The sequence below is a fragment of the Cellulosilyticum sp. genome, from assembly GCF_982396655.1.
The window spans coordinates 19,108-38,800 of record NZ_CEVXFV010000030.1; the positions used below are offsets into that span (position 1 = coordinate 19,108).

General features: G+C 31.9%; 20 protein-coding genes and 1 riboswitch. All 20 genes read right to left on the minus strand.

The window, feature by feature from the left end; translation table 11 throughout:
- Positions 1–83 precede the first annotated feature (83 nt).
- The 20 genes from AC1VAQ_RS12995 to AC1VAQ_RS13090 all read right to left on the minus strand — a co-directional run bounded on the left by AC1VAQ_RS12995 (position 84) and on the right by AC1VAQ_RS13090 (position 19,651).
- A complete protein-coding gene (locus AC1VAQ_RS12995; protein ID WP_479904016.1) occupies positions 84–1,484 on the minus strand; it encodes an alanine/glycine:cation symporter family protein in 1,401 nt (466 codons plus the stop codon).
- A 287-nt stretch (positions 1,485–1,771) separates the two neighbouring features.
- Positions 1,772–1,876: riboswitch (glycine riboswitch) on the minus strand.
- Between the two features lie 192 nt (positions 1,877–2,068).
- The gene (locus tag AC1VAQ_RS13000) at positions 2,069–3,202 is read right to left on the minus strand and encodes a metallophosphoesterase family protein (RefSeq protein WP_479904017.1); all 1,134 of its coding nucleotides are present in this window, start codon (positions 3,200–3,202) and stop codon (positions 2,069–2,071) included.
- A 132-nt stretch (positions 3,203–3,334) separates the two neighbouring features.
- Positions 3,335–4,111 carry a hypothetical protein gene (locus AC1VAQ_RS13005; RefSeq protein WP_479904018.1) on the minus strand — a complete coding sequence of 259 codons (777 nt, stop codon included), beginning with the start codon at positions 4,109–4,111 and terminating at the stop codon, positions 3,335–3,337.
- Positions 4,105–4,803: an ABC transporter ATP-binding protein gene (locus AC1VAQ_RS13010; protein WP_302598317.1), complete on the minus strand. Its 699-nt coding sequence runs from the start codon at positions 4,801–4,803 to the stop codon at positions 4,105–4,107. Before AC1VAQ_RS13010 ends, AC1VAQ_RS13005 begins: the two co-directional genes overlap by 7 nt.
- A 23-nt stretch (positions 4,804–4,826) precedes the next feature.
- Positions 4,827–5,015: a hypothetical protein gene (locus AC1VAQ_RS13015; RefSeq protein ID WP_303243846.1), complete on the minus strand. Its 189-nt coding sequence runs from the start codon at positions 5,013–5,015 to the stop codon at positions 4,827–4,829.
- Between the two features lies 1 nt (position 5,016).
- Complete coding sequence (locus AC1VAQ_RS13020) at positions 5,017–5,385, minus strand: GntR family transcriptional regulator (RefSeq protein ID WP_302598320.1); 369 nt, start codon at positions 5,383–5,385, stop codon at positions 5,017–5,019.
- Positions 5,386–5,552: 167 nt separating this feature from the next.
- Positions 5,553–5,696, minus strand: a complete 144-nt coding sequence (locus AC1VAQ_RS13025) for a GNAT family protein (protein ID WP_302598322.1) — start codon at positions 5,694–5,696, stop codon at positions 5,553–5,555.
- 175 nt (positions 5,697–5,871) lie between these two features.
- Positions 5,872–6,030 (minus strand): hypothetical protein, encoded by a 159-nt coding sequence (locus AC1VAQ_RS13030; protein ID WP_302598324.1) that lies wholly within the window; start codon positions 6,028–6,030, stop codon positions 5,872–5,874.
- Between the two features lie 171 nt (positions 6,031–6,201).
- The gene (locus AC1VAQ_RS13035; protein ID WP_479904019.1) at positions 6,202–6,699 is read right to left on the minus strand and encodes a DUF4446 family protein; all 498 of its coding nucleotides are present in this window, start codon (positions 6,697–6,699) and stop codon (positions 6,202–6,204) included.
- Positions 6,700–6,724: 25 nt separating this feature from the next.
- Positions 6,725–7,588 (minus strand): ParB/RepB/Spo0J family partition protein, encoded by an 864-nt coding sequence (locus AC1VAQ_RS13040; RefSeq protein WP_302598327.1) that lies wholly within the window; start codon positions 7,586–7,588, stop codon positions 6,725–6,727.
- 5 nt (positions 7,589–7,593) lie between these two features.
- Positions 7,594–8,355 (minus strand): ParA family protein, encoded by a 762-nt coding sequence (locus AC1VAQ_RS13045; protein WP_302598329.1) that lies wholly within the window; start codon positions 8,353–8,355, stop codon positions 7,594–7,596.
- Positions 8,356–8,979: 624 nt separating this feature from the next.
- Positions 8,980–9,507, minus strand: a complete 528-nt coding sequence (locus AC1VAQ_RS13050) for a GNAT family N-acetyltransferase (protein WP_479904020.1) — start codon at positions 9,505–9,507, stop codon at positions 8,980–8,982.
- A 73-nt stretch (positions 9,508–9,580) separates the two neighbouring features.
- On the minus strand, positions 9,581–10,114 hold the full coding sequence (locus AC1VAQ_RS13055; RefSeq protein WP_302598331.1) for a YcxB family protein: 534 nt from the start codon (positions 10,112–10,114) through the stop codon (positions 9,581–9,583).
- A gap of 459 nt (positions 10,115–10,573) precedes the next feature.
- On the minus strand, positions 10,574–12,289 hold the full coding sequence (gene argS, locus AC1VAQ_RS13060; RefSeq protein ID WP_302599242.1) for an arginine--tRNA ligase: 1,716 nt from the start codon (positions 12,287–12,289) through the stop codon (positions 10,574–10,576).
- 247 nt (positions 12,290–12,536) lie between these two features.
- Positions 12,537–13,334: a nucleoid occlusion protein gene (gene noc, locus AC1VAQ_RS13065; RefSeq protein WP_302599243.1), complete on the minus strand. Its 798-nt coding sequence runs from the start codon at positions 13,332–13,334 to the stop codon at positions 12,537–12,539.
- 288 nt (positions 13,335–13,622) lie between these two features.
- On the minus strand, positions 13,623–14,345 hold the full coding sequence (gene rsmG / locus AC1VAQ_RS13070) for a 16S rRNA (guanine(527)-N(7))-methyltransferase RsmG (protein ID WP_302599244.1): 723 nt from the start codon (positions 14,343–14,345) through the stop codon (positions 13,623–13,625).
- Positions 14,345–16,258, minus strand: a complete 1,914-nt coding sequence (gene mnmG, locus AC1VAQ_RS13075) for a tRNA uridine-5-carboxymethylaminomethyl(34) synthesis enzyme MnmG (RefSeq protein WP_302599245.1) — start codon at positions 16,256–16,258, stop codon at positions 14,345–14,347. Before mnmG ends, rsmG begins: the two co-directional genes overlap by 1 nt.
- Before the next feature lie 10 nt (positions 16,259–16,268).
- Complete coding sequence (gene mnmE, locus AC1VAQ_RS13080) at positions 16,269–17,651, minus strand: tRNA uridine-5-carboxymethylaminomethyl(34) synthesis GTPase MnmE (RefSeq protein ID WP_302599246.1); 1,383 nt, start codon at positions 17,649–17,651, stop codon at positions 16,269–16,271.
- A 43-nt stretch (positions 17,652–17,694) separates the two neighbouring features.
- Positions 17,695–18,501, minus strand: a complete 807-nt coding sequence (jag, locus tag AC1VAQ_RS13085) for an RNA-binding cell elongation regulator Jag/EloR (protein WP_302599247.1) — start codon at positions 18,499–18,501, stop codon at positions 17,695–17,697.
- Between the two features lie 58 nt (positions 18,502–18,559).
- The gene (locus tag AC1VAQ_RS13090) at positions 18,560–19,651 is read right to left on the minus strand and encodes a YidC/Oxa1 family membrane protein insertase (protein ID WP_302599248.1); all 1,092 of its coding nucleotides are present in this window, start codon (positions 19,649–19,651) and stop codon (positions 18,560–18,562) included.
- Positions 19,652–19,693: the final 42 nt, after the last annotated feature.

The following is a 19,693-nucleotide window of genomic DNA, read 5'->3' on the forward strand; positions in this document are numbered from 1 at the left end:
AAAGTGTACTAGATGATGAATTTTCTTCCTCTTCTAATACACCTTTTGTTAATTTATTCTATATTTAAACATTTACACTTTCATTAAACTTCTTCTATATTAACTTCTCTTTCTAAATTAACATGATCTGGTAAACCTTGCTCTCTGGCCTTAAGATGATCCATATACTTCTTAGTTTCTGCTACAACTACACCTGATAGGAGAATAAGTCCAACTAAGTTTGGAAAAGCCATCAATCCATTTACGATGTCTGCAAGTACCCAGATTACTTCTAATTTAATGAATCCACCTATTGCAACCATTGCTAAAAATATGATTCTATAAATTGTGATTCCTCTTACACCTGCTAAGTATTCTAAACAACGTTCACCATAATAGCACCAGCCTAAAATTGTTGTAAACGCAAATAGTGTTAAACAAATCGTTACTAAAATTGGCCCTGCAGTTGGTAAGACTTGTGCAAAAGCATCTTGTGTCATGTTTGCTCCAACGTTTTCACCTTGCCATACACCAGTTACAATAAGTGTAAGGCCCGTTAATGTACAAATAATGATTGTATCAATAAATGTACCTGTCATTGAGATAAGCCCTTGTTCTGCTGGCCATTCTGTCTTAGCAGCAGCTGCTGCAATTGGCGCGCTACCAAGGCCAGATTCATTAGAGAATACGCCACGTGCAATACCTGCTTGAATAGCTTTCGCTACTATTGCACCTGTAAATCCTCCAACTGCTGCTGTTGGTGTAAATGCACCTTTAAAAATCATTGCAAGTGCAGGAATAACCTGCCCTGCATTATTTCCTAAAATAATAACTGTAAAAATAATATATGTGATTGCCATAAATGGTACAACTTTTTCTGCTACCTTAGAAATACTTTTAATACCACCAAATACAATAACGCCAATTAAGATTGCCACTATAACACTTGTAATTCTAGTATCTACACCAACTGTAGACTGAATACTTGTTGCAATGGAGTTAACTTGCGAAAATGTCCCGATTCCGAGTAATGCTACTAAAATACCACTTACTGCAAAGAAAATTGCCAACGGTTTAAACTTCTTGCCAAGTCCACGTTCAATGTAATACATAGGTCCACCTGATACTTGGCCATTATCATCAATTGTTCTATATTTAATTGCAAGTACGCCTTCTGCATACTTAGTTGCCATTCCAAAGAATGCTGCAACCCACATCCAAAATAATGCACCAGGTCCACCTGCTCTAATAGCAGTTGCCACACCAACAATATTTCCAGTACCAACGGTTGCTGCCAGCGCTGTACATAATGCACCGAAACTATTAATATCACCTGTTCCATTATTTTCTGCCTTAAAGATTAACTTGAAGGCTTTAGGTAGTTTAATTACTTGTATAAGACCTAATCGTATTGTAAATAAAATACCTGTACCTACTAATAAAGTTAAAAGTACTGGTCCCCATACAATATCATCAACACCTTGTAAAAATCCTAAAATATCCATAAAAAAATACTCCCTTCTTTAATTAAAAATTCAAAGTCGAGGAGTTCCTTAAGTTTATAGACTATTGCGGTACATAATATTTTCATTCCTATAATTTAACCCTATATAAATAAAATCATATAATATTATAGATTCCCAGTTTCTATTACCTATATCATCTAAGAATAACTAATAAACTAAAATAGACACATCTATATAATTTTTATTTACCCTAAGAAAATATAAATAAGATTCCTCCGGAAATACTTTATTTATATCTAAGCTTCATATCACGTCTTTAATATTATGTACTATGCTCTGTCCTTTTGCCTGAGAGATTAAACAATTTCTATTGCAAAAATTGCTTTTGCCCCTTCGGCGCCCATAACTTGAGTCTCTCCAGAGTCCGTCAGCCATGCAGTTCTCACTTTATTAAGTACCTGAGAGTGTTACTCCTTCGGTGGATCTTAATGTTTATCATTTTAATCACTCTTCTGTATAGCTTCATCCGGTTATGTATCCTAATCATATAATATTAAAAAAATAAAGTCAACAAATTTATGTTGATACACATAGTATGTTGACTCTACTTTAATTTAACTTGATTATACATTTATTTCATAAGATATCTTATGTTCTTTTAATTTTTCTTCCATATTATATAATTCATTACTAGATATTCTGTTAACTAAGCACGCTTTTCCATAATGATAAATACTGTAAATAGGTTTTACACTATATACATTCTCTAAAAATGATATTTCAAACCATTTAAGTTTTTCTGTATAACTATCTACTTCATCTTGGACAAACTGTTTTATTTCTGGCGTAATTTCACCTATATACCATTGCTGCTGACTCGTCTCACAAGTTTTAATCCTTCTACATTTAAGATAGAATAATAATTCTTTTATTTTTTCTGTTTCATTTTCCCAGCATCCAATACTAATATACTTACTTTCTCTAAAACCAATTGCTAAAACTTTTTTCATAACATGATTTTTAAATATCTCATTTTTTTCTTCATCATTATAAATACGTAAGCATATATCTTGCTTTAAATTAACTTCTTCTATTAAATACGTATCTTCTGTACTACTTATTTTATTACTACTTTGATATATCTCCTTGCATAATATACTTTCAAATGTAAGCTTGGGCTTATTATCTTTTATTTCTAATACTACAAAATGTCCCCTATCATTTTTATCTTTCATCAATGCCCCTGGTTCAATAATATTCGTATTAAAAAATGGTTCTTTAACATGAATTAATTGTTGTAAATGCCCCCCGCTACAGAAAATATAATCATAGTACTCACCACTAATAATTTTTCTATTACTATGAGCTATTTTCTGGGAAATTTCTGCGAAACCATTGAGATGCATCATTAATATTTTCATATTACCTAATTCAATACTCTTAATGCTTGGTAGTTGCCTAATTTTCTCCTGTAGGTCTAAACTGAGCTTTTCCCTTGCCCACTCTAAAGTCCCTACCCCTTCTTCCTGTACATTACCTTCTAATATTTTATCCTCATCATAACCTCGGATATTAATAAACCTTTTATCCTTTAATACCTTTTCAACTACCTCACAAGGATATGGCCCCTCACTCACAAAATCTCCTAGGTTTATTACTAATTCAATTTTTTTCTTTTCTACATAATTTAAGAAAGTATCCAACATATACAGGTTTGCATGGAGGTCTGAAATAATAGCAATCTTATTATATTCCATATCACTCACCCCTATTTTCCTCTTACTATTATTTCTTTCGGTCCATTATTAAATTAACTTAATGTTCTCTGTAAACAACTCAAGGTTATAAGTACTGAATCTATATAAATATTTACCTCATGCTAATATTTACTATTCTAAATTCAAATGCTTGCTCAAAATAGTATTAATGCCGAAAAATAATCCTATGCATATTATTATTACGACAGTTATTCCGCTTAAAATTATAGCCTGAGCAGATGCTTCACTAAGGTTTATGCAACGTGCAAAAATGGCTGTTAATACATTATTAACTAAAATATTAAGTACAAAAAATGTTCCAAAAGCACTCAGCCCTCTATGTTTAGAAAATACCGGAAGTTGTGCAACTGTGAGTGAACCGTAAATTATTAAAATAAATTCTATATAACTTGCAGCTCCGCCTATTGCTATACAACTTATAAATACCCCTGCATTCATGTGAATTTGCTCTGTAATTTCTTCATTAAAACTATGCCATAAAACTTGTATTTGACTAATTACTTCTTTTATAGAGTACCAATCAATATATGCACTAAATAGAATAATAAAAGATATTATAGCTACCAAACCACTAATCACTGTCCACATAAGTGTCACAAGCAACTTAGAAATAATAATTTTCTTACTATCCACAGGTAACGTAAACATCAAATATCCTTCATCCCCCAGTAAATTTTTATTAAATCTTTGTACTGCCATAATTACAGTTGTTACACCTAATGCTACAAACAAGGCTACTACAATACATCCTGTTAAAACCTTTCCCCTCTGAAAATTAAAGGTATTAAATAGCTTGTTAAATATTGATAACCCTATAATTGCGAGATACATACATACAAATACCATAGCTGTAGCCTTCACTTCATACTTTAATAGTTTCCTTAACATACGAATACCTCCCTAAACAATGCATCTATAGACTTTCCTCTTTCTTCTCGGATTTCATCTACGCTCCCTTGTAATACGATGCTGCCATATGCTAAAAATATAATCTCATCACATATACTTTCTATTTCTTGGATTAAATGTGTTGCTATTAAAATTGAACTCTCAGATGTATAATTCTTAATAATTGTTTTTAAAATATAATCCCTTGCTGCTGGATCAACCCCTCCAATAGGCTCATCTAAAATATATAAATCTGCCTTACGTGACATAACTAAAATAAGTTGAACCTTCTCTTTGGTTCCTTTTGACATAGTTTTAAGCCTATCATTAATATCTATCTTTAACTGTAACAACATATCTTCTGCTCTTTGCCTGTCAAAGTCCTCATAAAAATCCTCAAAAAATTGAAGTAAATCTTTAACCTTCATCCAATCATTTAAATACGTACGTTCTGGTAAATAAGCAATTATTTTTTTTGACTCAATCCCTGGTTTATTCCCCTTAATGGTTACGGTACCACTAGTTGGTTCTATTAAACCATTTATAATTTTAATCAAGGTGCTTTTACCACTTCCATTAGGTCCTAATAAACCAACAATCTTACCTTTTCCTATATTTAAATTTAATTCCTTTAACGCTTCCTTTGCACCATAACTTTTACTTAATCCCTCTATCCTTAACAAATCCTCCATTTTAATACCCCCTTATCTATTTTCTAATTACAACTACCTATCCCTAATACGCCCCTTAAAATATCTCTAATCTCATCCTTGCTATATCCTAAAGATGTTAATACTTCATTAGTTTCTTTAAGCTTTTTGACTGCTACACTTTCCTTGATATCTGCTATAACTGTATTCATTATATCTGAATATGTTGAACTAACCCCTAAATATTTTTCCATACTAACTTACCTCCTCCAAAAAAACACTAACCAGTTCAATTAATTCTTTTCGTGTATATCCTAGCTGTAATAATGCCGTCGTTAATTCTTTTACTTTTTCCTGGGCATATTCATTTCTTATACGCTTAATAAGTTCCCTATCTTCCGTAACAAATCTCCCACTTGTTCTTTGAGTAAATACCAATTCTTCTCTTTCTAATTCTGCTAATGCCCTCTGCATTGTATTTGGATTAACACCAGCTTCTTGCGCTAAGTCTCGAACTGAATCTAGCTTGCTGCCTGTTTCAAGGACGCCTGATATAATTCTTAATTTAAGTTGATCTAAAAGCTGCCTATAAATCGGCTCGTTATTATTAAATTCCCACGCCATTCAAATACCTCCTTTTATACTCCCAACTGCTACATCTATTTTGTAATATTAACTTATTGTATTAATCACTTAATACAATAATATTCCCGTATTTCATAATTGTCAATTTATTTTTAGATTTTTTATATCATATAGATTTCACATTTATAAATTTTAGTTATAACTCACTATTCACCCCTTAATTTTATTTGTCTCCACTCATCCTCAAGGATAGCCATTAAAATATCATCTGCATACTCTTCGCCATCATAAATGGCATCACGTAATACACCTTTACGCTTAAATCCCACTGATTGATATGTTTTTTCCATGACCCAATCCCTTTTTGTCGCTCACTTGTCTGAAAGATTGCAATACGGAAATTAGCACTGCGTAGTTTCCAATCAATTTCATTAATAACACTCTCTCCTACAATGCTCCCATCTGGTGCTATTATAAGAAAATCATAGCGGTCATTATCTTCTACATTTTGTAAAAAGAAATTAACTATCTCATCATATGTAAATACTTCTTTGCATCCCGTAAGTCGTGCACCTCTGAATCCAAAGGATTAAATTTTTGATAAAAATATTCTTTAGCATCTTCTGCTCGTGCAGGCCTTAGGATAAAACCATCTTTTGTCCATATTTGATTTAGTTTACTCATTATATCTATTTCCTCCAAGATTAATTATTTACTTTTATAATTTCATCATTTCAAACCTTGAGTTGAAATTCTAAAGATAGAAGACCAAATTTTTCACTTCAAAAAGAGGGCATTGTATACTTATCACAATGCCCTCTCCTCTACTACTTCTATATTCAATTCATAGGCTAATTACTTGCTTTTAAGAGCTTGTTCAATAGCTTCAATTTCTTCATCAGATAAATTATACGTAGATTTTCCATTTCGAATAGGTTTAGCATATGTATAAGACCCATCTCTACTGTATATGCCGTTTAAAACAATACCATCATTTTGATGATCTAATAAAGCAATTGCAAATGATAAATCTGCCCCTGTATTAGCAATTGCTTTATATCTTACAATGCCTACCTTTTGTATGCAGTAGTTTAATTTTTCATTTACAGATTTCATTTCTGCTCGAACTTCTTTTTCACTTTCTAGTAATGCATTTATATCGTTTGTATATCTTCCTAAAAGACCTTCTAAGTCTAATTCATCGCCACCCATGAAAGTCTCAAATCTTCTTTGTAGCTTTTTTAATTTGCTTTGTGTCATACACACACAAATTAATAATATTAGTACTAATGCGCCTAAACTTGCTACAATATACATTGCATAATCATTAAATATCGCTATAGCCTGTTCCATCATTTTTCTCTTCTTCCCTTTTATATTAATCCATGTTTATTATTTGTATAATTCTAGCTAATTCTTCATCTGAATAATATTCGATTTCAATCTTTCCTTTTTTAGCCCCTTTAGAAATAACTACTTTTGTCCCTAATATTTTTTGTAAATTTTCTTGTATTTCTCTATAAAAAGGATTATATTTTGCTTTATCTTCTTCTTTTTTCTCTTTTTTATTACTTAAAAGTAACTGAATATACTTTTCAGTTTCTCTTACACTTAGAGACTTTTCAATAATTAAATCTGTTACTTGTTTCTGTGTTTTAATATCTTTTAATGCTAATAACGCCCTAGCATGTCCAAATGTAATTTCATCTTCTCTTAATTTTTCTTGTACATATGGTGTTAAATTAAGTAATCGCATAATATTTGCAACTGAAGATCTATTTTTACCTACTTTATCAGCTACCTGTTCTTGTGTTAAGTCAAAACGCTCCATTAGTAAACTATATGCACAAGCAAGCTCCATTGCATTTAAATCTGAACGTTGAATGTTCTCTACTAAGGCTATCTCTAAAGTTTGTTGATCCGAAAAAGACTTAATAATAATTGGTATCTCTGTTACCTTTGCCATTCTCGCTGCACGATATCTTCTTTCCCCCGCAACAATTTCATATTTACCATTTTTCTCCCTTACAATAAGAGGTTGTAAAATACCATGTTCTAATATAGATGAACTTAATTCTTTTAATTCTTCTTCATCAAAATTCTTTCTTGGTTGTCCAAAATTAGGCTCTATCTCATTAATATCGACGATTTTAATTGTCTCCTCCTTAGCATTTGATGCACTTACAAGCTCATCTGATAATAATGCATTAAGCCCTCTTCCTAATCCTCGTTGTTGTTTCATTAACATTAATTCCTTTCCACAAATTCTTTTGCTAATTGGCGATATTGCTCACTACCTTTAGCTCTTGAATCATACTTAATACAAGACATTCCAAAGCTAGGTGCCTCACTTAATCGTACACTTCTTGTAATCTTAGTTTGATATACCGTATCACTAAAATGTGTTTCTACTTCTTTTACTACCTGTGCTGATAAATTTGTTCTATTATCAAACATTGTAAATAATATTCCTTCTAGTACAAGCTGCGGATTAATGTTTTTCTTTACTAACCCTACTGTTTGTACCAATTGAGATAGTCCTTCTAATGCATAGTATTCACATTGCATAGGAATTAGTACGGAATCAGAGGCTGTTAATGCATTGATTGTTAAGATATTTACGGCTGGTGGACAATCTATGAAAATATAGTCGTATTCATCTTTTATTGTATCTAATTGTTTCTTTAAAATGAATTCACGCTGTTTAGTATTCACTAATTCCACTTCTGTCCCCGCTAAATTCATATTAGATGCAACAATATTAATTGGTTCATTTTCTGATTGTTGAATTGCCTCTTTTATATTTGTGTTATTTACTAGTATATCATATACTGTACTACTTACTTGATTTTTTAAAATACCACATCCACTTGTTGCATTTCCTTGTGGGTCAATGTCTACAATAAGTACTTTATAATCCATTTCAGCTAATGCAGCTGATAAATTTACAACTGTAGTCGTTTTGCCGACTCCTCCTTTTTGGTTAACAACAGCAATTACTTTACCCATAACATTCTCCTTTTTTATTTTTCTCTATCCGACTAAAATTAGTATAGCATATCCCTATTTTTTTATAAATATTTGAACCCTGATTTCTATAAATTAATTCATATTCTGTTTAAACTTTTTCTCCAATATTCCTTAATATGGCATCCTTCTATCTTTTTTCTTTATTTATTTCTTTTTACTTTAAGCATTTTATGTGATTAAGAATGTTCCACGTGGAACATTTATCTTCTTACATTATTTATCTTCTTCTTTACAAATTAATAAGGCTGATTAGATTGTTCCACGTGGAACATCTAATCAGCCTCATTAATTATTACTATAGAATTTATTTTTATGTATACTGCATTACTGCTGACTTATTCATGTCACAAATATAAATGATATTAACAGCTTTGCCCTTATCTCTTAATTTTAAAGTCATTTCTATATAGAGAAACCAACTAAAAACTTGAAATATACATGTACGTAAATTGTTTTCTCTCGTTGATTACACATTGCTAAAAACTATGAATAACTAAAACTTATAAATGTGAAATCTATAGAGAAACCAACTAAAGGCTTGAAATAACATGGAGGTAAATAAGTTTCTCTCAATGATTTCACATGACTAAAAACTATGAATAACTAAATTTTATAAATGTCAAATCTATATATAAGTAATATAGCATCATTAACCCACTCATTATTAGCATAATCAAATACGCTCTCTGAACTTTCCTCAAAGCCACATTTTATATGAGTACGTCTAGATGCTACATTATTTATATTTACATAACTTCTCATCTCAAAATCACCATCTTGCTTTAATTCTTCTATTACACTACTTATAAGTTTTTCAGCATATCCTCTTTTTCTATATAATGGATGAGTTTCTAATGCTTCCATAAAATATATACTGCCTTTAATTTTATAAAGACGCATAGCACTTACCCATATACCATTATCCTTCCAAATATAATAGCATGTATTATTTCTTTTAAGAAAATCATTTCTTATATATTCCAAGTATGCTTTATTTGCTTTTTTTATTCCCTCTTCTATATCTATTATTTCAGGAAAAAAATATGATACATTGTTTTTACTACTTTCCTGATATATGTCCATTAATGAGGTAGTATTACTATCTAATAATTCTCTTATTTTTAGTAACATTATTTTTCCTCCCCTTATTACAAGAGTGTTCCACGTGGAACATTTTAATATGTTTCTTCTAAAATCATATATACTACTTATTTTTTAGCTTGTTTTTAGCAAGAAGTTTCTTTTCTATCATATCTCTTGTCTGTTCTACTTGCAGTTTTTCTAAGTCTCTCTTTGGCAGGATTATTGCTTGTTGAATATTAACGAAGATCATAAAGTATTTCTTATTCTCATAAGCTCTGTACATTAAAGGCCATTCATATTTACTCGTTGAATTAATACTTTGAGTTATAATACCTTCATCATTGATGACTATTTGCTGTGCTACTCCTAAGCTCATCTTATCTGTCTTAGCCATTCTTCTACATATAAACTCTACCTCTATAGGTAATAAAATCATAATAACCACTACAAAATAATCAAAATATAGTTCAAATCCTTCCACTCTTCTAATTCCTGCTAAATGTAATACTAGCTCAAATACTACAATTAAACTAATTATAATAAAAAATGCTGCTCTAATTTTAGTCTTAGTAAAGATATTAAAATATACAATTGAACGATAATCTTCTTTATTAATTGTTGTTTCTAACCTTATTTCATTATTTTCTTTTTGCATCTTTGCCTCCCTTTCTACTTTCTTTCCTTATACTATTAATTTACTGTTTTAAACAATATACCATTATAAATTTTCCTGTTATGTTGCTCTTATAGAGAAACCAACTAAAACCTTAAAATATACAGGTAGGTAAATAGATTTCTCTCAATGATTTCACATGACTAAAAACTATAAATAACTAAATTTTATAAATGTGAAATCTATATATAAAAGTATATCATAAATATAATCTATTTATAGAGGAATAAACTATAACCTTAATTTATACATCACATAAATAGGTTTCTTTCAATGATTTCACATGACTAAAACTATGAATAACTAAATTTTATAAATGTGAAATCTATACATAATGAATAACTATCTTTTGCAAATATGAAATCTATACTCTCACACTACATTAAAAACAAAAACCCTATCACGAAACTAATTTCGTGATAGGATTTTTATTTAACGTTATTACATTTGAACTGGTGCACTAATTCCTAATAATGCTAATGCATTTTTAAGTGTGTATTTAGTTGCAGCTACGATTGCTAAACGTGAATTTTTAACTTTTTCATCTTCTACTAAGATTGGGTTTTCATTGTAGAACTTATTGAATGCTTGAGTTACATCTACAGCATATCTAGCAATGTAAGATGGTTCATATTTATTTCCAGCTTCTCTGATTGTAGCTTTGAAGTCTGCAATTTCTTTGATAAGTGCTACTGTTGATTCATCTGCAAGTACTGTGTAATCAACTTCGAAGTTAGGAATATTATCTACTTCAATACCAGCTTTACGAAGTACGCTGCAAGCTCTTGCATGAGCATATTGTACATATGGACCCGTTTCTCCATTGAAATCTAATGCTCTTTCCCATGAGAATTGAATATCTTTGATAATGTTATTATACATATCATCGAAGATAATTGCACCAATCCCTACTTGTCTAGCAACTTCTTCTTTATTTTCAAGACTTGGGTTTTTCTCTTCAATAATTTGTTTTGTTTTATCTACTGCTTCTCTTAAGATATCTTCTAAGAAAATTATGTTACCATTTCTTGTAGATAATTTAGCGCCACCTTCCATACTTACCATACCAAATGGTACGTGCACTAAATCTTTATGCCATTCATGGCCCATTTTTTCAATAACTTTAAACCATTGTGCAAAGTGAAGGTTTTGTTGAAGTGCTGTAACATAAATACATTTTTTGAAGTCATAAGTTTTTTTACGGTACTCAGCAGCTGTAATATCACGAGTTGCATATAATGAACTACCATCATTTTTAGTAATTAAACATGGTGCCATGTTTTCTTCATCTAAACGAACTAATTTTGCTCCTGCATCAACTTCGATAAGACCTTTGTCCTCCATCTCTTTGATAACTGCATCCATTTTATCATTGTAGAATGCTTCGCCATTATAGCTATCAAATTCTACTCCTAATAATTTATACACACGTTCGAACTCTTTTAAGCTTACTTCTTTGAACCACTTCCATAATGCTAATGATTCTTCATCACCTTGTTCCATTTTTGTAAAGTAATCTCTAGCTTCTTGTTCCATTTCTGGATGTTCTTTAGCTTCATCATGGAATAATACATAGATTCTAAGTAATTCAGAGATACCCTTTTCTTCAATTTCTTCTTTACTAGAATATTTTTTGTAAGCTACAATTAATTTACCAAATTGTGTTCCCCAGTCTCCTAGGTGATTAATCCCTACACAGTTATAACCAAGTGCTTCAAAAATTTGATATAAGCTATTTCCAATTACAGTTGAACGTAAGTGACCTACGTGGAAAGGTTTTGCAATATTAGGTGAAGAATAGTCGATAACTACATTTCCTAAGTTTTTCTCTTTAGCGAAACCATATGTTTCTTTTTCAGCTAATACATCTGTAATAACTTCTTTTACGAATTCTACTTTATTAACGAAGAAATTGATATATGCATTTACGTTTTCAACTTTTTCTAAGAAGTCTACTTCACCTAACTCATCAACAATATCTTTTGCAATCATTGGTGGTGCTTTTCTTAACTCTTTTGCTAATTTAAAACAAGGGAATGCATAATCACCCATTGCTGCATTTCCTGGCACTTCAATCATGCTATAAATTTCTTCTACTGATAAACTACTAATTTTACTGCTTAAAAGTTGTGCGATTTCTAATTTAAAATCTTTCATCTGTATGCTCCTTCGACCTTGATTTATATTATTATATTGTAACTAAATATCTATATCATAGCAAGTTTTACGCTTAAAGAATTAGGTTTCTTTCCTTATATATTAGCATTGCCTAATTTAGGAATTTTTAAAATGACTTTACCTTAGACAACATTATTATTTATAATCTACTAAGCTATTTCCTTATAAAAGCAGCTACTTCTATAATTAGTAGCTGCTTTTATAAACCTTACACTCTATTTTTTATTTAGTTAATAGGAATTTTAATTCTTATTTCATATCCATCGGCTTGTTCTTTCATGGTGTATTTAGCATCTACACCTGCTTGTTGAATCATATTTACAGCTTGAGTAATTGTATTTGTTACAAGTCTCATGTCCTTGATATATGATTTAACTTTTTGATTTGATTTATGCTGAATCATATTATCTCTAGTAATGTCTACTAGCATCTGTTCAATAAGCTGCTCAGATTTCTTTACGTTAAGTTCTTGTTTTATAATTTTTTCAAGAGCTACTAATTGGAACTTTTCATCTGGCAATTTTAATAATGCCCTTGCATGTCTTTCAGTTAAATTATTTTCTACTAACAACTTCTGAATAGTTGGTGATAATTTAAGTACCCTTAGCTTATTTGCAACAGTCGATTGATTTTTTCCTAATGTATTAGCGAGTTCTTGTTGTGTATATCCGTAGTCTTGCATGATTGTATAATATGCTTGACTTTCTTCTAAAAAGTTTAAGTTTTCACGTTGTAAGTTTTCAATTAGGGCTAGTACTGCACTATCTTTAGTATTCACTTCTACAATTACTGCAGGAATTGTCTCAAGCCCAGCTAATTTAGATGCTTTTAACCTTCTCTCACCTGCAATAAGCTCATATGAATCACCTATCATTCTTACAGTAATAGGTTGCATAAGTCCATGTTCTAAAATAGAATTTGCAAGTTCTTGTAGAGCGGCATCAGAAAAAACCTTTCTTGGTTGATAAGGATTTGGTCTAACACGGTCCACAGCAACATTTTCTATTTTTAAATCTTTTTGCATTCATTCTGCTCCCCTCTAAAATAACGTTTTTGCTACCTATCAGTATAACATATTTTGTCCACAAAAACTATATTCACTCAAAATCATTCACAATTCAGCAAAAATATCCACACGTTAAAAGGAAATTACATCTCCTGTGTAAAACCTGTGACTTATGTGGATATTTTTCACTCAAAAAATTTTTCACTTTTATCCACAGGCTTTTTCCTATTTTTTATAAAAAAATTATCCACACCTCTCAACACCTAAAAAAGGCTGTCAGCACTTTTGTGCGACAGCCTAATTCTTCTATACCCCAAGAGGTGACTTCGTTGGTTCCCCTGCTTTTCTAGGATATTTACTAGCAGTTGGTTTTACCTTTTTAATTTTAGCGATTTTATGATTTAAGTCTGTAAACGGTACTCTAGCATCTACTACTTCATCTAATTCGCCACCTAGAATCTTAATAGCTTTTCTACCTTGTTCTAATTCTTCATCTAACTTTTGCCCTTTTAAAGCGATTAAATAACCATCTACTTTAACAAATGGTAATGTATATTCGCTAAGTACTGCTAAGTTAGCTACAGCTCTAGATGCACAGATATCAAAGCCTTCTCTATAAGTCTTATTCTTTCCTAAATCTTCTGCTCTTGAATGAATACATTCAATGTCTGTAAGCTCCAATTTAGAAATAACTTCTTCTAAGAAAACTAATCTTTTCTTTAATGCATCTACTAAAGTTACTTTTAAATTTGGAAAGGCAATTTTCATTACAAGACCAGGAAACCCTGCTCCTGTGCCAATATCAATAACAGTTTTTTTCCCACTCATATCTAAAGCATTTTTTACTGTCATACAGTCTAAGAAATGTTTTGTAATAACCTCTATATCTTCTGTAATAGCCGTTAAATTCATCTTTTCATTCCACTCTTGCAGTAATGCTTTATACATCATAAACTGTTCTACTTGTCTTTCTGAAAGCTCAATACCAAGCTCTCTTGCACCATTAACTAATAACTCTTTTTGATCCATTAACATTCCTCTTTTTCACTATTTTGAGCTTTTTCCATACGACCTTTTTGCTCTAGGTAAACTACTAGCATAGAAATATCTGCTGGAGAAACCCCCGATATACGAGAAGCTTGTCCAATTGAGATAGGTCTTACTTGTTCAAGTTTTTGTTTTGCTTCAATTCTTAAGCTATAAACATCTTCATAGTTAATATCTTCTGGAATTAAGCGACGTTCAAGGCGTTTAAATTGTTCTACTTGACGTTGTTGTCTTACGATATATCCTTCATAACGAAGCTCAATCATAACCTGCTCAATAACTTCTTTTGGAAGTTCTGGTCTATCTGTATCTACTTCCTTAAAATCATCATATTCAAGCTCCGGTCTCTTTAAAATTTCATTTAAAGAAATACCTGAACGAAGTAATGTACTACCTTTTGCTTCTAAGATAGCTTGTACTTTTTCACTTGTTCCTACGAATACTGTTTTTAATCTTTCAAGCTCAGCTTCAATAGCTTCTCGCTTAGCTATGAATCTTTGATATCTTTCTTCTGAAACAAGACCTACTTCATAACCTTTTTGTGTTAATCTAAGATCCGCATTATCTTGTCTTAAAAGTAATCTATATTCAGCTCTAGAAGTCATCATACGGTAAGGTTCTCTTGTTTCTTTAGTTACTAAATCATCAATTAAAACTCCGATGTAACCTTCTGAACGGTCAATAATCATTGGCTCTTTACCTTCAATTTTAAGGGCGGCATTGATACCCGCAACGAGTCCTTGGGCTGCTGCCTCTTCATATCCTGAACTCCCGTTCATCTGGCCTGCACTAAAGAATCCTTCAATATGTTTGAACTCTAATGAATGTTTTAATTGCATGGCATTGAGACAATCATATTCAATCGCATAACCAGTTCTCATAACTTGTACATTCTCTAATCCTTTGATAGAACGAAGCATTTCTAATTGTACTTCTTCTGGAAGAGATGAACTCATCCCTTGAACATACATTTCAGTTGTATTTTCACCTTCTGGTTCAATAAATACTTGATGTCTTTCTTTATCTGCAAATCTTACTACTTTATCTTCAATAGATGGACAGTATCTTGGTCCTACCCCTTCAATAACACCTGAATACATTGGTGAGCGGTGTAAATTGTCACGAATAATTTGATGTGTTTTTTCATTTGTATAAGTTAAATAACAAGGGAATTGCTCACGTTTAATATCATCTTCTTTGTTCTCAAAAGAAAACGGTACGATATGCTCATCTCCATGTTGAGGTTCCATCACAGAAAAATCTACAGTTCTTGCATCTACCCTAGCAGGTGTTCCTGTTTTAAAGCGCCTTAATTCCACACCTAAGGCCTTTAAGCTTTCACTAAGTGCATTTGATGTCTTAAGTCCATTAGGGCCTGTATACTCAATATGCTCGCCTGTAAGGCATCTAGAACGCACATAAGTCCCACCAGCTAACACAACTGCTTTACATGGGTATACTGCTCCTGTACTTGTAACAACACCTTTTACTTTACCATCTTCAACTTGAATCTCTACAATCTCTTGTTGTCTAATGCTTAAATTATCCACACGTTCAAGTACCTCTTTCATTGTGTGGCTATATTTTGTTTTATCCGCTTGTGCACGCAATGAATGCACAGCTGGCCCCTTAGCTGTGTTTAACATACGAGATTGGATATAAGTCTTGTCGATATTTTTACCCATCTCACCGCCAAGTGCATCAATTTCTCTTACAAGATGCCCTTTTGATGTTCCCCCTACATTAGGGTTACATGGCATCATTGCAATACTATCTAATGACATTGTAAACATAGATGTTTTATGGCCCATACGAGCTGCTGCAAGTGCTGCTTCGCAACCAGCATGTCCTCCACCTATGACTGCAACGTCTATTGTTTCTGCAATATACGTCATTGTTTCTCTCCTACTTTCCTAAACAAAATCTACTAAATAATTGATTGATAATTTCTTCCTTTAATGATTCTCCTACAATCATACCTAAATGTCCATAGGCATCATGTAAATCTATAGCTAAACAATCTTCAGGTAATCCGCAAGCAATGGCATCTAATACCTTCTCTAAGCTCTTAATTGCATTAATAAGTGCTTGTTTTTGTCTCTGATTAGAAATAGTTGCTTCGTTGCTAATTGAAGTATTGCCTTTTATCACGAAGTTTTTCATTTCTGTACGTAATTCATTTAAACCGCTTTGCTCTTTAGCAGAAATACGCGCAACTGTTCCATTATTTAAATACTCTTTGAACATTTCCTCGGTAATATTATTATCTAAGTCTATTTTATTAAGAACATAAATAACCTTTTTATCTTTAATTTGCTCTAAAATCTCTAAATCCTTTTCTACTAATCCAGCATTGCTATCCACTAACATGAGTACAAGATCTGCTTCTTCAATAGAACTCTTTGATCTTTCCACACCAATACGTTCTACAACATCGTCAGTTTCGCGTATTCCAGCTGTATCTAATAATTGGAATGGAATACCGTCCACATTAAGATAAGCTTCTACAACGTCTCTCGTAGTCCCTGGGATATCTGTAACAATAGCCTTATTTTCTTCTAATAAAGCATTTAATAATGATGATTTCCCAACATTAGGTCTTCCTACAATAGCAGTTTTAACCCCATCACGAATCATCTTTCCTGTATCCGCTGTCTTTAAAAGTGTTTGTAGTTTGCTAAGAAGCTCTTCAAGTTCCTGATCAAACTCCTCTGTAATAGGTTCATCTTGATCATACTCTGGATAATCAATAGAAACCTCAATACGTGCAATGATTTGGATTAATAAATCTTGATATTCTTTAATCTTCTTAGATAAATTACCCTCTAACTGACCAATAGCCTGTGATAATGATAATTCAGTCTTAGCCTCAATAACATCCATAATGGCCTCTACTTGTGCAAGGTCAATGCGGCCATTTAAAAATGCACGCTTTGTAAATTCACCACTGTCTGCAATTCTAGCCCCCGCACTTACTACTTCCATAAGTACTGCATTAAGTGGTACAGGGCCACCATGACAGTTGATTTCAATAACGTCTTCTCTTGTAAAAGTTCTAGGCCCTTTCATGAGCATAACTAAAACCTCATCTAAAACCTTACCATCTTTATTAACAATATGTCCATAGTTAATTGTATGGGAATCTACGTCAAAAAGCGATTTTTTATTAGCTGCTCTAAAAATCTTATCTACAATGCTAATAGCTTCACTTCCACTAACTCTAATAATTCCAATGCCTCCTATACCTACAGGCGTAGATATAGCTGCTATAGTATCTTCAAATAACATAATTTTATCCTTTCTAAGAAAAAAACCCAGTATAGCACTGGGTTTATCTGTATGATCTATTTTGATAGCTTGGAGTAATCACCACTCGTCTAAATGGTTCTTTTCCCTCACTATGCGTTTTTACAATTTTACTATCTTGCAAAGCTGAATGAATAATTCTTCTATCATATGGATTCATTGGCTCTAATACAATAGGCTTTTTACTTTGTTGTGCTTTTTTACTTAACTTATAAGCAAGTCTCTTAAGCGTTTCTTCTCTTCTTGCTCTGTAGTTTTCTGTATCAAGCATAATCTTAACATACTCTGTACGTTCCTTATTAGCAACAATATTAACAATATATTGAATCGCATCTAGTGTTTCGCCTCGTTTACCGATAATAACACCCATATTTTTACCTTCAAGGCTAATGCTTAATCTATTGTTATTAACTACCTCAGACTTCACAACTGCTTCAATATTCATTTCTTTTAAAAGCTTGTATAAGAACTCTTCCGCTAAGTGTTGAACATGTTCTATTTCTTCTTTAGTCACGACAACTGCATCCTCAGAATCCTTTTTTTCTTCATTCTTAACTTTATTTGGGCTTGGTGGCATTTCAGCTACTTTATTTGCATCGGTAACTTTAACCTCTTCCTTAATTTCAGGGATTACTTCAATTTGTGGTTCAACTTCTACTGGAGCTTTAAGTGTAACTCTGACTTTAGCATTTTTAGCCCCAAATCCGATAAATCCTTTTGAGCCTTTTGAGATAATCTCAATATCTACTTCCTCAGTACTAGCACCTAACTCGATTAATGCCTCTGTTATAGCATCGTTTACGGTCTTACCTACCTTTTCAACACTTCTCATGTTTATACCCCCAACCTTTGTGAATTTATTGGTTTGTTTCTACCACTTCGCTCTACTGTTATTTTTGGTTGTCTTTATCACTATGTTCAGTTTTTTGAACTGGTACCTTTTTTCTTACTTTCTTAGTAGTAATTTTACCACTCTTAATAGCTTCTTCACGATCTTTTTTTAATTGTGCTTCCATTTTTTCATCTTGCTTAGCAAGCATTTTATTTACAACCCATTGTTGTCCCATCATAATCACGTTACCTGCTATCCAGTAAAGTGCTAAACCGATTGGCATAGTATAAGACATAAATGCTGTCATAATTGGCATTACAATATTCATTGTCTTCATCATAGATTCACCAGGATTTTGCTGACCTGATGCACTGCTTTGTACTGCACCATTAGCTGCCATTGTAATCTTAGAGAAAATGTATGTTGATGCACCAGCAATAATTGGTACTAGAATAGCAAGCCACATACCTGAACTCATAAGTAATTTAGGTGTATCTACAACGTTCATTGTTAAAAATGTTTCATAGCTATGTTTTAATTCTAAAGCTTGTTCTAAACCTGGTACTGAACCAGCACTTTGTAAAAACTCATTCCATTGTACAGTAGTTAAGTGACTTAAGAATTGAGATACTCCCTCTACTTGTGATAAATCATAGTTTTGACGAGAGTTAATATATACTGCATCAGAAAATGGTTGTAATAAACTTTGATAGTTTGCAATGTTAGTTGTTACAACTTGTGCAATATTAGTATATACATCACCTAATTTATTAATATATTGCGCTGGTGTACGAAGTACATTAAATAACGCAATAATTAATGGAAACTGAATTAATAATGGTAAACATCCAGCAAAAGGATTAATCTTATACTTTTTATATAAAGCTTGCATCTCTTGACTCATTTGCATCTGAGATTGCTGATCCTTTTTATTCTTATACTTGTCTTGAATTCTTTGTAACTCAGGTTGAATTTTGCTCATACCTCTACTTGTTCTTTGCGAAGAAAGTTGTAAAGGAGTCATTAAAATACGTGCTACCAATGTAAATAAAATAATTGAAATCCCAAGTGCCTGTGCTGGAGATATAAGGGTTACCCCTTCAAAAATTACATTAAGTATTGCCCCAAAAAATTGATTAATAAAACTCATTCGTTTCCTCCTAGTTTTTTCTTAACAACATTCATGTTGCCT